This is a genomic window from Sphingomonas phyllosphaerae FA2 (genome assembly GCF_000427645.1).
Taxonomy (GTDB): domain Bacteria; phylum Pseudomonadota; class Alphaproteobacteria; order Sphingomonadales; family Sphingomonadaceae; genus Sphingomonas; species Sphingomonas phyllosphaerae.
In genome coordinates, this window is the sequence record NZ_ATYK01000004.1 from 106919 (window position 1) to 120985 (window position 14067).

The window sequence follows — 14067 nt, forward strand, 5'->3', positions numbered from 1 at the left end:
GACGATGGTTCAATCTACTCCGGTAACGCTCTAAGCCCGCGCGCGATGTCCCTGCCCTCCCCTGCCCGCCGGTTGCTGCTTGCCGCGCCTGTGCTGCTCGCGCTCACCGCCGCCACGCCGTCCGCGATCGTGACGTCCGAATATATCGACCCTGCCCCGCCCTATCCGCAGGCGCATGCCTCGACGATCGTCGAGCTGCCCGACACCACCATCGCCGCGGCATGGTTCGGCGGGTCGGGCGAAGGGCGGCCCGATGTCGCGATCTGGTTCGCGCGCCGTAGCGCCAAGGGCTGGGAAGCCCCGGTCGCGGTCGCGCGCGACGCGCGCTATCCGACGTGGAACCCGGTGCTGTTCCAGCCGGCCGGTCAGCCGCTCCACCTGTTCTACAAGGTCGGCCCCAACCCGCGCGACTGGTGGGGGATGGTCATCACCTCCACCGATGGCGGCCGCCGCTGGAGCGCGCCGGTGCGACTTCCCGACGGCGTGCTCGGGCCGATCAAGAACAAGCCGGTCGTGCTGCCTGACGGCACGTGGCTGGCGCCGTCCAGCCGCGAGGTCGGCACGCCCGAGAAGAACCGCTGGTTCGTGCGCATGGAACGCTCGACCGACCGCGGGCGGACGTGGAGCGCCGGCCCGGAGATCGCCTCCCCGGTCGGGCTCGAGGCGATCCAGCCGAGCGTGCTGACGCTGAAGGACGGCACGCTCGCGCTGGTCGCGCGGACGCGGCAGGGCGTGGTCGCGACCAGCCGCTCGCGCGATGGCGGGCGGACATGGTCGCCGCTCGCCGCGCTCGCCTTGCCCAACCCCAATGCCGGCACCGATGCGGTGACGCTGGCGGACGGGCGGCAGTTGATCGTCTACAACCACGCCGCGCACGATCCCGCGACCCCCGGCGACGGTCCGCGCTGGCCGCTGAACGTCGCGCTATCCGACGACGGCGTGCACTGGCGCGCGGTGCTGACGCTCGAAAGCCGCCCGATCAAGGACGGTTACGCCTATCCGGCGGTGATCCAGTCGCGCGACGGGCGCGTCCACATTAGTTATACATGGAACCGCACGCGTATCCGCCACGTCGTGCTCGATCCCCGCCAGTTGAGGTAAGTCATGGCCGAACGCTTCGAACGCCACCGCCAGCCGTGGCGCCCCGACGAGATCCAGAAGCTCCATCAACTCGCCAAAAAGGGCATGGCGCTGAAGGCGATCGCCAAAGCGCTGACTCGCAGCGAGGAATCGGTCAAGGACCGCGCGAAGGAGGACGGGCTGTCGATCGCGAAATTGCGGTGAGAGCGACGTTCACACTGAATATTCCACGATGACGATCCAATGTTACGCTGCAGCCTTAGATTGTTGCTAGATCGTCTTTGCGTAATCTTTGAACCTTTTGGTCAGCATCATTGTCCATTTCGGTCGTCGCAATACCGCTCGCGGTAAGAAGGTTGCGACGGGTGGCGATAGGGCCGGAATGCCGCTAATTCATGTCGTGCCCTTAAGGACACTGTTAAGTAATAATTAATTCTTACAATCGTCACGGACCCGTCCGGCGCTTGTCATCGTCGGTCGGCCCCGTCTTCATGAACCCCATCTGAAAGAGGGGTTCTTTATCATGAGCTTGTCGCGTTTTCTGTGCGCCACCGCGTTGATGGGTATGGCGGTGACGCTGCCCGGCGTCGCGGGCGCGCAAACCACCGCGGCGGAAGCTGCCGGCCCGGTGCAGACCGACGCCAACGGCGCCGAGGAGCCGACCGGCGACGTCGTCGTCACCGGCTCGCGCATCCGTCGCCCCGATCTGGAATCGGCCTCGCCGGTCGCGGTGATCGGGCAGCAGCAGATCCAGTCGCAGGGCATCGTCAACACGCAGGACCTGCTCCAGAAGCTGCCGCAGGTCGGCATCCCGGGGCTCAGCCGCGCGAACAGCAACTTCCTGACCAGCGGCAACGGCATCGCCACGATCAACCTGCGCAACCTGGGTGACTCGCGCACGCTGGTGCTGGTCAACGGCCGCCGCTTCGTGCCGGGCGTTGCAGGCACCTCGATCGTCGACATCAACAACATCCCCGCCGACTTCATCGAGCGGTTCGAGGTCGTCACCGGCGGTGCGTCGGCGGTCTATGGGTCGGACGCGATCGCGGGCGTCGTCAACTACATCCTGCGCACCGACATCGACGGGATCATCGCGCGCGGCCAGTATGGCGTCACCGATCGCGGCGACAATGCGACGTACAACGCCAGCCTGAGCGGCGGCACCAAGTTCGGCGCCGACGGGCGTGGCTCGGTGATCGCCAACGTCACCTATTCGAAGGAAGAAGGGCTGTTCTCGCGCAATCGCGCGATCTCGGCGCAGGATTGTTCGAACCTCGGCTGCGGTCCGCAATCGTACAGCAGCTACGCGCCGCAGGGCCGGTTCCAGTTCCAGAACGCTGACGGCGCGTCGAGCAACGATGGCGGGTTCGCGTCGAACCTGTTCACCTTCAACCCTGACAACAGCCTGCAGCTCGGCTTCCCGTCGGGCTATGGCTTCAACCGCAACGCGGTGCGTCGGATCACCACCCCGGTCGAGCGGATCATCGGCTCGCTGAACGCGCAGTACGAGGTCGCCGACGCCGCGACGCTGTTCCTCGAGAGCACCTACGCCAAGACGCGTTCCAGCTCGCAGATCGAGGCGCTGGCGCTAGATTCGGTCAATGACGGCGTCGGTGGCATCAACATCGACAATCCGTTCCTGCCCGCTGCGATCCGGCAGCAGATCATCGCGCGCAACAGCGACGGCATCGCCGAGAACGACGTGACGTCGATCGCCTTCCGCCGTCGCCAGAACGAGGTGTTCAGCCGCAGCAACCGCAACGACCGCGACACCTTCCGCATCGCCGGCGGCGTGCGGGGCGATTTCGCGAGCAAGTGGAACTACGAACTGAGCGCCGTCTATGGCGAGCTGCGCGACCGCACCAGCAGCCAGGACATCGACATCACCCGCTATACGCAGGCGGTGAACGCGACCACCGACGCCAGCGGCAACGTGGTGTGCAGCGACGCCGCGGCGCGTGCGGCGGGCTGCGTGCCGATCAACCTGTTCGGCTACAACACCGCCACCCCCGAGGCATCGGCCTATGTGCTGGCGGCCGAACCGCGCGCGGTGCGCATCCGCAACACGCAGTTCGTGGTCACCGGCAACGTCGGCGGCTCGCTGTTCACGCTGCCGTATGGCGACGTGCAGGTCTCGGTTGGCGGCGAATATCGCCGCGAGAAGAGCACCGAGGATTGGGACGCGCTGACCAACGCCGGGCAGAATTCGGGTAACCAGACCCCGGACACCGTCGGCAGCTTCAACGTCAAGGAAGCGTTCGGCGAGGTGCAGATTCCGCTGCTGAAGGGGCTGCCGTTCGCGGAATCGCTCTCGCTCCAGGGCGCGGCGCGCTATTCGGACTATTCGACGATCGGCCATGTCTTCAGCTGGAACGCGGGTGGTGAATATTCGCCGTTCCGCGGGCTGCGCTTCCGTGGCCTGTATGCGATCGCGAACCGCGCGCCGAACATCGGCGAGCTGTTCTCCTCGGCATCGGAGACCTTCCCGTCGGTGCAGGATCCCTGCGACGGGACGACCGCGACCTCGACCGGCACCTATGCGGCGGCGTGCCGCGCGATCCCGCAGATCGCAGCGGCGGTGCAGAACGGTGGCACCTTCTCCTACACGCTGGCCGACATCCAGAGCATCAACGGCTTCAACGGCGGCAACCGCAATCTCACCGAGGAGAAGGGCAAGACCCTGACGCTCGGCGCGGTGATCCAGCCCGACCAGGTCCGCGGGCTCAGCCTGACCGTCGACTATTTCGACATCCGGCTGGAGAATGCGATCGACATCGTGCCGCGCTCGACGTCGATCCAGCAGTGTCTGCTCAGCGGGCTGGCGCAGTTCTGCGACAACGTCATCCGCAACAGCACCGGCCGTATCCAGACGGTGAATGCGCAGAACATCAACGTCGCGGCGACCAAGACCCGCGGGCTCGACGTCAACCTGGCCTATGGCCGCGCGCTCGGGCTGGCCGAGGACGACCGCCTCGACCTGAACGTGCTGTGGACGCACACCTTCGGCTACGAGACGCAGTCCGATCCGTCGGCGCCGGTCTACAGCGGCGTCAGCAACCTCGAATATGGCGGTGTCTTCCGCAACAAGGTCAACGCCACCGCAACCTATAGCGCCGGGCCGTTCAGCCTGAACTGGACGACGACGTACCTCAGCCCGATGCTCGACACCGTCAGGGACGAATTCGCCGAATATGCGGACTCGATCGAGCTGTCGGACGAGATCCGCGGCCACAACCGCATCAAGTCGTATTTCTACCATGACATGCAGTTGCGCGCGCGGGCGGGCGAAGGCTCGACGATGGAATTCTTCGTCGGCGTCAACAACCTGTTCGATCGCAAGCCGCCGGTGCTGGAGGACACGGTGTTCTACGGCACGATCACCGGCACGACGACCGCCGCGGACATCTACGATCCGATCGGTCGCCGCTTCTACGCGGGCGCGCAGATCCGCTTCTAGTCGCGGGTATGACGTGACGACAGGCGGCCGCCCGGGAAACCGGGCGGCCGTTTGTTGACCTGGATGAAGCGATGACGCGGAAGGGGTGACACCACCCGGCTTCCATGCCAGAGGATGGCGCATGATTGAGCTTTCCCGCGAACTGGTCGCCTATGCGATCATCGGCGTGCTGGTGATCGTCGCGGTACCGACCGGCATCGTGATCATGCGCAAGCGTCGCCGCGAGAAGCTGCGCCGCCGCGGCATCAAGACCTACGGCCACTGATCGCGCGCCCGTTTCGCGTCGTCCGATGGCGAAACGCCGCCTCTACCTGACCGCGCGCCTTCCCGACGGCTACGTCAAGACGATCGGCCCGACCGCGTCGCCGTTCACGCATTACTGGCGCGTGGTCGCGACGCTCGCCAACGGCAAGACCGAGGTCTTCTGGGGCCACACCGCCTCGCTCGCCGACGCGAAACGCAAACGCGCCCCGCTCACCGACGCCGCCCGCCAGCGCGGCTGGCGCGACCATGCGTTCGAGATCGTGGAGCTGGAGCGATCCGACACACCGCCGGCCCTTGATGGTTAAGCGGAGATGGTGTCGACGTTGCAGTAGGAAGGCAGTCTTCAATCCCACGACAGGCTTCGATGGCTACCGTCGCTCCATGACGCCTGTCGTCCAAGCCACTTGCTCCGATCGGCAAGTCTTCCTTTACCACGACTGCGTAAGACGGTCGATAATGACCGCCGCGTTTGCCGCTCCCTTGCCCGTCGCAGTGCGCGGCGATGCACTGCCCAGGTGGCTTGGGTTGGTCGGCGGCTTCGTTCTGCCGATGGCGGCGGCCATGCTCTATGCCACCTACGACATCGCGATGCGTTCGCCGACGCTGGAACAGATGCGGCAGCTCGGCCATCTGTGGCTGCTCGGCGAACTCGCGCTGATCCTACACGCCGTGCAATGCGGTTTCACCATGCGTGCGGCCTGGACGGCGCTGCCGCGCTGGGCACGCATCGCGCTGACGTTGTTTCTCTCGACTTTCTGGATCAGCTCCGCCTTCGTATCGGAGCATCCCGATTTCTCGCTGGGGCTGACGATCGGCTGGGCGATGCAATTACTGTTCGCGGCGGCCTTGGCGTATCTGGCCGGCATGGTGCCGCCCGCGCGCCTGGCGGGGGTGTGGCACGGGTTCGCGCTCGGGCTGGCCGCCCTGGCCGTCGCTATCGCGGTGCATTTTACCTGGCTGCCCGCGGCGTTGCGCGGCTGGGAGCACGATATCAATTGGGGCAATGCCATCCCCGGCTTCATTTCGGTGCGGCTGTTCGGGGCATGGTGCGGCGCGGTGCTCGCGTTGCTGACAGGGGTGGCATGGCTGTCTGGGGGCGACGCGCGACGCCGCCGGGCCTTGTACCTCGCCATGACCCTCGCCTTCGGCATGATGTTCTGGAGCGGAACGCGTGCAGCCCTGCTCGGCTGGTTGTGCGTGCTGCCGGTCGCCGGGGCGATGGCGGGCCGCCCACGGTCGCGCGCGATGCTGACGACGCTGCCTCTGTACCTGCTGGCCGGGGCCGCACTCGCGATCCTGCTTCAGCCATACGGACATCCCGCCTTCACCCTATTCGACGCCTTCAATCCGGAGATGAACAGATCGGCGGACAGTTTTTCGTCTGGTCGCCTCAGCTTGTGGCTCGCTGCGCTCGACACCGCACGCCACCATCCCCTGCTCGGCACCGGTGCCGGTTCGTGCTGGTGGGCGATACATGCGGTCGGACAGCACCATGTGCAGCCGCATAATGCTGTCGTGCAATTCCTGCTTAACTGGGGCATCATCCCCACCCTGCCCGCGCTGGCCCTCCTGGTCGGTGGCACATGGAACGCGCACCGTAGAGCGCGCGCTGAACGCGCCTTGCTCCCCTTCGTACTGATGCTCGACTGCCTCCTCGTCATGAGCCTGCTCGACGGCATGCTGCACTTCGCGCAATTCGTTATGCTGATCGTCGCGTGCCTTGCGATCTCCCTCGCGCCGCGCGGCACCGCGCGCGCGCTCGATCGTTAAGCGCGCGCAGTCAGGCCGTCACGGCTGAGCGACTGCGCCTATCCAGGTTTCACGAGGGTTTGCATGACCACCACCGCCCACGGCTATGCCGCGCCGTCCGCCGACGCGCCGCTGGCCCCCTTCTCGTTCGAGCGTCGCGACCCGCAGCCCGACGATGTCGCGATCGACATCCTGTTCTGCGGCGTCTGCCATTCCGACCTGCACACCGCGCGCGGCGAATGGCCCGGCACGCTCTACCCCTGCGTTCCCGGGCACGAGATCGTCGGGCGCGTCCGCGCGGTCGGGAGCGACGTGACGAAGTTCGCGGTCGGCGACGTGGTCGGCGTCGGCTGCATGGTCGACAGCTGCGGACATTGCGCGTCGTGCGCCGACGGCGAGGAGCAATATTGCGAGACCACCGGCTTCGTCGGCACCTATAACGGGCCCGATCCGGTGCTGGGCGGTCACACCTTCGGCGGCTATTCGGACCAGATCGTCGTCAAGCAGGGCTTCGTGCTGAAGATCGGCCATGACGAGAAGGATCTCGCCGCAGTCGCGCCACTGCTGTGCGCAGGGATCACCACCTATTCGCCGCTCAAGCACTGGAAGGTCGGGCCGGGCCAGAAGGTCGGCATCGTCGGGCTGGGCGGGCTCGGCCATATGGGCGTGAAGATCGCCGCGGCGATGGGGGCGGAGGTCCATGTCTTCTCGACCTCGCCGAACAAGCGCGAGGATGCGATCCGGCTGGGCGCCCGGGACCTGATCGTCTCGAAGGACGAAGACGCGATGGCCGCGCATACCGGCACGTTCGACTTCATCCTGAACACCGTCGCGGCCAGCCACAACCTCGACCAGTTCCTGATGCTGCTCAAGCGCGACGGCACGATGACGCTGGTCGGCGTGCCCGAGGAGCCGCACCCCTCCCCCTCGGTCGGCGCGCTCGTCTTCAAGCGCCGCGCGATCGCCGGATCGCTGATCGGCGGGATCGCCGAGACGCAGGAGATGCTCGACTTCTGCCGCGACCACGGGCTGGTCGCCGATATCGAGATGCTCGCCATGAAGGACGTCGAGCAGGGCTACGACCGGATGCAGAAGAGCGACGTGAAATACCGCTTCGTCATCGACATGGCGACGCTGGAGAAGTGAGGTGGCCGGTCGACGTGTCGACATGACGACACGTCGGCTCTCCGAGTTCTGCTAGTCGACCCGCCGCAGCCGCACCGCGATCTGCCCGTCGACCTTGCCCAGATAACTGCCCAGCGCCGCGCGCGTGATCGTGATTTTCATCCCGGCGCGCGGATCGCGGGCGAAGATGCGGTCGTCGGCCTGCTGCCAGCGCGCGCCGGTGTCGAGCACGATCGACCACCGCCCGTTCGCGAGCTGCGCCGCGCGCGCGATCGTCGCATCGATGCGGGCCGGCACCGCCGCGCGCGCGGGCTCCGCACCGTCCGCCTTGCGCTCGACCGCCACGGCCGCACCGGCGGGGCGACCGAACTCGTTCTTCGCGATCGCGGCGCGCTGCTGGCGATCCGTGACGACCAGATCGCGGTCGGCGATCGCGGTCGACAGTGCCGCGGCGGTGCGGTCGAAGCACGCCAGCCGCTCCGCCCCCTCCGGCAACGCGCGACAGCCGAGCAGCGCGTCCAGCGGTGCGGGGACCTGCGCCGTCGCTGGAAATGCGATCAGCAACGTGGCGCCCAGCGCCGTCAACCAAGAGTGGCATCGCTGCACGCCCGGCGTGCGCGATGGTTCACGAAAGGCTCGATTGGTCATGTCCCGGTCCGATCTGTGGCAAATAGGTGACAATTAAACGCGGTTTATGATGTCAGATGCAACAAAGGTTTACAGATCGGGCCGGATCGGTGACGTTCTGAATAAGCTGTGAACGCCACTAACAGGGGCGTCACCTGCTTGAGGGTAGCTGTCGTCGGGCAGCAAAGAAAAAGAGGGGCAATTTCATGGGCTTTGACCATTCGATCAGGGCGTTGTTGCGCAGCGGCGCCGCGCCGCTGGTGCTGGCGGCGGCGCTGACCGCGACTCCCGCATGGGCGCAGGAAAGCACGTCGACCAGCCAGAACGTCGGTGCACAGGCCGTCACCAACAGCTCGGCCAATCCGAACCAGAGCGTCGAGGACAATAGCGGCGAAGTCGTAGTTACCGGCTCGCGCATTGCACGTCGTGACCTGGTCAGCGCCAGCCCGGTGTCGATCGTGAACCAGGAAGAGTTCAAGCTGTCCGGTGCGGTCAACGTTGAGAGCGTGATGAACACGCTGCCGCAGGTAGTTCCGGGGACGACGGGCTTCTCGAACAACCCGGGCGGCGGCGTCGCGACGCTCAACCTGCGAGGTATCGGCGAGACCCGCTCGATGGTGCTGGTCAATGGCCGCCGCTACATGTTCTACGATACCTCGCAAATCGTCGACCTCAACACGATCCCGGCGTTCCTGTTGTCGGGTGTCGAAACCGTCACCGGCGGCGCTTCGGCGGTCTATGGTTCGGACGCGCTGGCAGGCGTCGTCAACTTCAAGCTGCGCACCGACGTGCAGGGTATCGAAGTCGGCAGCCAGTACAACATCACCGAGCGTGGCGACGGCCGTCGCTGGGATACCTATGTCGCGATCGGCTCGGACTTCGCCGACGGCCGCGGGCACATCACCGCTTACGGCGAATATTACAAGCGTGACTCGATCTTCCAGGGCGCACGTAGCTTCTCGCAGCGCGCACTGGGCGATGGCACCGTCAACGGCGCACCCGGGCTCGTGCCGCTCGGCAGCCCGTCGGTCCCGAACGGTCGTTTCTACGTGAACCCGACCACCACCACGATCGGCGGTGTCGCCTACACGCGCGGTTCGGGTTCGCTGTCGGCGAACAGCACGCTCGGCCAATATTACACTGGGCCGAACACGTCGCGTCCGTTCACCACCGCCGACTATTACAACTATGCGCCCGATAACTATCTGCAGGTTCCGCAGCAGCGTTGGCTGACAGGCGCCTATGCCAATTACGAGATCAACGAGCACTTCAACCCGTATCTCGAGGTCACGTTCGTCAACAACCGCGTCGACAACGAACTGGCACCGACCCCGATCGGGGGCACGTTCGGCATCCGCACGAACAACCCGTATCTGTCGGCGGCGGATGCGCAGTCGATCGCCGCGATCGATGCACAGGAAACCGCGATCGACGCCGCGCGTGTCGCGGCAGGGCTGACGGCGACCTACAACAACCCTGGTATCGTCAACGTCGCATTGGCGTCGCGCACCAACGCGATCTCCTCGCGTCGCGCGGTCGACGATCGCAATGCCTATCGCGCATTGATCGGCATGACCGGTGAAATCGCAAAGGACCTCACCTACGACGTCTATTACAGCTATGCGCGCACGCGTAATGGTCAGGTCCAGTACGGCAACATCTCTCGTTCGGCCTTCGCCACCGAACTGCTCGCCAACCGCCTGAACATCTTCGGCCCCGGCCAGATTACGGCGACTGAGGCGCAGGCACTCTCGATCACCACGCAGAACACCGATATTTCGGAGCTGCAGGTGGCGCAGGCGTCGGTGTCGGGCAAGCTGTTCGACTTCGGTCTAGGCGGCGGACCGGTCGGCTTCTCAGTCGGCACCGAGTATCGCAAGGTCGCGAGCCAGTTCATCCCCGATCAGGCGTTGTCGTCGGGTGATGTCGTCGGCTTCAACGGCGGCGATCCCACCCAAGGAAGCTACGACGTCAAGGAAGTGTTCGGCGAATTGCTGGTTCCAATCATCGGTAACCGGCCGTTCTTTGAGCGGCTCGAACTGCACGGCGCGGGCCGTTATTCGGATTATTCGCTCGGCGCGGTTGGCGGCGTGTGGACCTATTCGGGTGACGTGACCTGGGCGCCGATCCGCGACATCACGTTCCGGGGCAGCTATTCGCGCGCGGTGCGTGCGCCGAACGTCGCCGAGTTGTTCGGCGGTCAGTCGAACGGCTTTCCGGGCGCGACCGATCCGTGCGCCACGGCGGGTGCGCAGAACAACGCGTCGCTCGTCGCGCTCTGCACCGCGACCGGCGTGCCGGCGAACGCGGTCGGCACCGGGCGCGGGCTCCAGCCGGCGGACCAGATCGAGGGGCTGTTCGGCGGTAATGCGAACCTGCAGGAAGAGGTTAGCGACACCTATTCGTTCGGTGCCGTGATCCAGCCGCGCTTCCTGCCGGGGTTCAACCTGACGGTCGACTATTTCAACATCAAGGTCGATAACGTCATCACCTCGCTGGGCGGCGGTGTCGGTGGCATCCTCAATTTGTGCTATAACGTCATCAAGGACGCCAACAGCATCTATTGCCAGGCGATCTCGCGTAACGCCGACGGGACGATCCAGAATCCGACCTTCGTCACCGCGACCAACGCCAACGCCGCCAGCCTCCGCACCTCGGGTATCGACCTTCTGGCCGATTACACGCAGCGGCTCGGCTTCGGCATGTTCGGCAACGAGACCAAGCTGAACGCGTTCTTCCAAGGCACCTGGACCGAGAAGAACAACTTCGCACCGGTAGTCGGTCAGGATCCCTATTATTGCGCGGGGAACTTCGGCGCCAATTATTGCGGCACGCCGCAGCCGACGTTCAAGTGGACCAGCCGCTTGTCACTGATTGATGGTCCGCTGACCAGCAGCCTGCGCTGGCGGCACCTGGCGGGCGTCAAGGCCGACAGCATTCGCAACGAGGGCGCCGACCCGGCCGATCTGGCCGTGCCGCGGCTTCGTGCGAAGGATTATCTGGACCTCGCCTTCTCGTTCGACCTGACCGACCAGTACAATCTGTCCTTCGGCGTCAACAATATCGGCGACGTCAAGCCGCAGCTGCTGGGGAGTGACGGGCAGCAGGCGAACACCTGGCCGGGCGTCTATGACGTGCTGGGTCGCGACTATTACGTCGCGGTGCGCTTCCGCTTCTAAACAACGAATTGCAAAGGTAAATTTGGGCGGTCCGGCAATGCCGGGCCGTCTTTTTTTTCCGTCGATCGGATATGGCGGGGGCGTCATCCTTGCCGTTCTGAGCCGTGCCGCCGGATCAGTCCGTCCGTCGATCGCCGGGGCAGAAGATCGGCAATCTGCTATGCTGGTATCTACCGAAACCGGCGGTCGCAAACCTGTTTAATGTATCATTATCCTTGTTCTGTATTGCCATTCTACGAGCGACACTCAAGCCCAGCTGTAATCTATGTGAGCTCGCCTTTTTCATAATATATAGTCGGATTTAAGAAAAATACCTGAAAATGTAGTGCTCGCGATCGCTACAGATGATAAGTATTCAATCTCGAGAGTATTAATGTAGCGCTCGAAAAATGGGGGCGATGCGGTGCTTAGGCTTGTATTAACGGCTTTCTTCTATCCCCTCTCGGTGTAGGGGCGGATGCGCCCCTTTCGATTTTTAGGGGGTATAATGAAGGGTTTCAGCAGCGCGCCGATGACGGGTCTGGCGAAGCGCAAGGTTGGTCTGCGGCGCTCCGTCTCGGCATCTGCGGTCGTCACTGCGATCGTCGCGGGCGCGGTTGCGGCGCATGCCACGCCGGCGGTCTTCTTCAACGCCGACCTGGTCGCTGGCGAACAGACGTTCCGCGACACGGCAACGGCGGCCGATGCTGCGTACAACGCTGCCAACCCCGGTGCGACGCAGAGTTCGGATATTTTCCGGATCGATCTCACAAATCTCACCGGTAGCAACTTTGCCGTCACGAGCGGCGGGACCACGGTCTATGTCAAGACCACCCTCGCGGGGAATCCGGCGCCAAATAATCAGAACGGCGATGAGCGCGGTGACGGCTTCACCAACTGGGGAGTTAGCTACACCGCGGGCGATTTCAATTCAGCTATTTCAAACGGCTATACGCTGTCGTTCTTCTCGGATTCCGCCTACACGACGGCCTATAATGTAAATGCGATCGGGATGCATGTGTCCGACTGGGGCACATGTTGCACGACAAGCAACGCCGTTCCGGGTGGCGGCACGGCGAACGCCTCGCAAATCTACATGCTCTTCAACGGATCGACGCCGCTGCTGGTCGGCGGGATCTCGACTGCCATTCGCGGGGAAGAGCATTTCATCGCAGCGATCGACGATCGAAACAGCTTCAACAGCGTCACGATGGTGCCAAACGGTCGTGGTGAGGCGTTCGGCGCGGGCGGCGTCATCCTCTTCTCGACCTTGCAACTCAACAGCGTTCCTGCCGGATCATCGGTCGTGACGTTGCCGGGGAGCACACCGACCCCGACGCCCCCGCCGTCCATGACTCCCGGCAACAACTATACCGAGGCGCAGCTGATCGGCGGAACCGTCGCGCCGGTGTTCGACGGCGGCACGTTGCGGCCGACCTCCTCCACCACGCTGCCAACCAATCTGACGATCCGCGGCACCGGCGGCACCGTCGATACGGGCACGCACGACGTGACCCTCACCGGTACGATTGCGAATGCGCCGAGCGCGGCTGGCCCGCTGGTCAAGAACGGTACCGGCACGCTGACCCTGACAGGCACCAACAGCTATTCGGGCGGTACGACCGTCAATGGCGGTACGCTGCGCGGATCGACGAACTCGCTGCAGGGCGACATCGTCAACCATGCGACTGTCGACTTCGCACAGGCGGGCAATGGCACGTACACCGGCACGATCGCGGGCGATGGCGCAGTGGTAAAGTCGGGCGCGGGCCAACTTACGCTGACCAATACGCAGACCTACACCGGCAACACAGCGATCGCCGATGGAACGCTGAAGCTGGACGGTAGCGGCAGCGTGGCGAACTCGCACAAGGTGGATATCACCGGCGCACTGGACGCAACGGGCCACAACGGCGATGTCAGTCTTCAGTCTATTGCGGGTACCGGCACGGTCGCCCTTGGCACCAACGGTCTCGTCCTCACCAACGCGGCGGACCGCTTCGACGGCACGCTCGCGGGCACCGGCGGTGTGACGGTCGCAGGTGGCACCCAGCAGCTGGCGGGTAGCAACACTTTCACTGGGCGCACGATCATCGCGCAGGACGCGACGCTGGGTCTGGCCGGCGACGGCAGCCTCGCCACCTCGAGCGGCGTCACCGCCAACGGCACGTTCGACATTGCCTCGCATAATGGCGGCGCGTCGATCCGCACCCTCGATGGCACCGGCAATGTTGCGCTGGGCACCAACGGCCTGATCCTCACCAACGCGGCGGACCGCTTCGACGGCACGATCGCGGGCACCGGCGGTGTGACGGTTGCGGGCGGCAACCAGCAGCTTGCAGGCGGTAACACCTTCACCGGCCGCACGATTATCGCGCAGGACGCAACGCTGGGTCTGGCGGGCGACGGCAGCCTCGCGACGTCGAGCGGCGTCACCGCCAACGGTACGTTCGACATCGTGCCGCATAATGGCGACGCGTCGATCCGCACCCTCGATGGCGCCGGCAATGTCGCGCTGGGCACCAACGGCCTGATCCTCACCAACGCGGCGGACCGCTTCGACGGCACGATCGCGGGCACCGGCGGTGTGACGGTCGCAGGTGGCAA

10 protein-coding genes are annotated in these 14067 nt (G+C 64.9%); 9 read left to right on the plus strand and 1 reads right to left on the minus strand.

Annotated features, from left to right (window positions below; genetic code table 11):
• Positions 1-45 precede the first annotated feature (45 nt).
• The 7 genes from SPHPH_RS0100400 (at position 46) to SPHPH_RS0100430 (ending at position 7696) form a co-directional block, all read left to right on the plus strand.
• A complete protein-coding gene (locus SPHPH_RS0100400) occupies positions 46-1101 on the plus strand; it encodes a sialidase family protein (protein ID WP_051272727.1) in 1056 nt (351 codons plus the stop codon).
• 3 nt (positions 1102-1104) lie between these two features.
• A complete protein-coding gene (locus SPHPH_RS0100405) occupies positions 1105-1284 on the plus strand; it encodes a hypothetical protein (RefSeq protein ID WP_028964939.1) in 180 nt (59 codons plus the stop codon).
• Between the two features lie 319 nt (positions 1285-1603).
• Positions 1604-4537, plus strand: coding sequence for a TonB-dependent receptor domain-containing protein (locus SPHPH_RS0100410; RefSeq protein ID WP_051272730.1), 2934 nt, complete (start codon positions 1604-1606; stop codon positions 4535-4537).
• Between the two features lie 121 nt (positions 4538-4658).
• Complete coding sequence (locus tag SPHPH_RS21345; RefSeq protein ID WP_202900618.1) at positions 4659-4802, plus strand: hypothetical protein; 144 nt, start codon at positions 4659-4661, stop codon at positions 4800-4802.
• A gap of 25 nt (positions 4803-4827) precedes the next feature.
• Positions 4828-5106, plus strand: coding sequence for a hypothetical protein (locus tag SPHPH_RS0100420; RefSeq protein WP_028964941.1), 279 nt, complete (start codon positions 4828-4830; stop codon positions 5104-5106).
• A gap of 151 nt (positions 5107-5257) precedes the next feature.
• On the plus strand, positions 5258-6571 hold the full coding sequence (locus SPHPH_RS0100425) for an O-antigen ligase family protein (protein ID WP_028964942.1): 1314 nt from the start codon (positions 5258-5260) through the stop codon (positions 6569-6571).
• Between the two features lie 63 nt (positions 6572-6634).
• Positions 6635-7696, plus strand: a complete 1062-nt coding sequence (locus SPHPH_RS0100430; protein WP_028964943.1) for an NAD(P)-dependent alcohol dehydrogenase — start codon at positions 6635-6637, stop codon at positions 7694-7696.
• Positions 7697-7747: 51 nt separating this feature from the next.
• On the opposite strand, the gene SPHPH_RS18400 is transcribed toward SPHPH_RS0100430, so the two are convergent.
• Positions 7748-8260 (minus strand): hypothetical protein, encoded by a 513-nt coding sequence (locus tag SPHPH_RS18400; protein ID WP_051272732.1) that lies wholly within the window; start codon positions 8258-8260, stop codon positions 7748-7750.
• Positions 8261-8508: 248 nt separating this feature from the next.
• Here SPHPH_RS18400 and SPHPH_RS0100440 point away from each other — a divergent pair, with 248 nt between their 5' ends.
• Together SPHPH_RS0100440 and SPHPH_RS0100445 are read left to right on the plus strand one after the other, a co-directional pair.
• Complete coding sequence (locus SPHPH_RS0100440) at positions 8509-11481, plus strand: TonB-dependent receptor domain-containing protein (protein ID WP_028964944.1); 2973 nt, start codon at positions 8509-8511, stop codon at positions 11479-11481.
• A 487-nt stretch (positions 11482-11968) separates the two neighbouring features.
• Positions 11969-14067: beta strand repeat-containing protein (locus tag SPHPH_RS0100445; RefSeq protein WP_028964945.1), on the plus strand; the 2099-nt coding region annotated here is incomplete at its 3' end.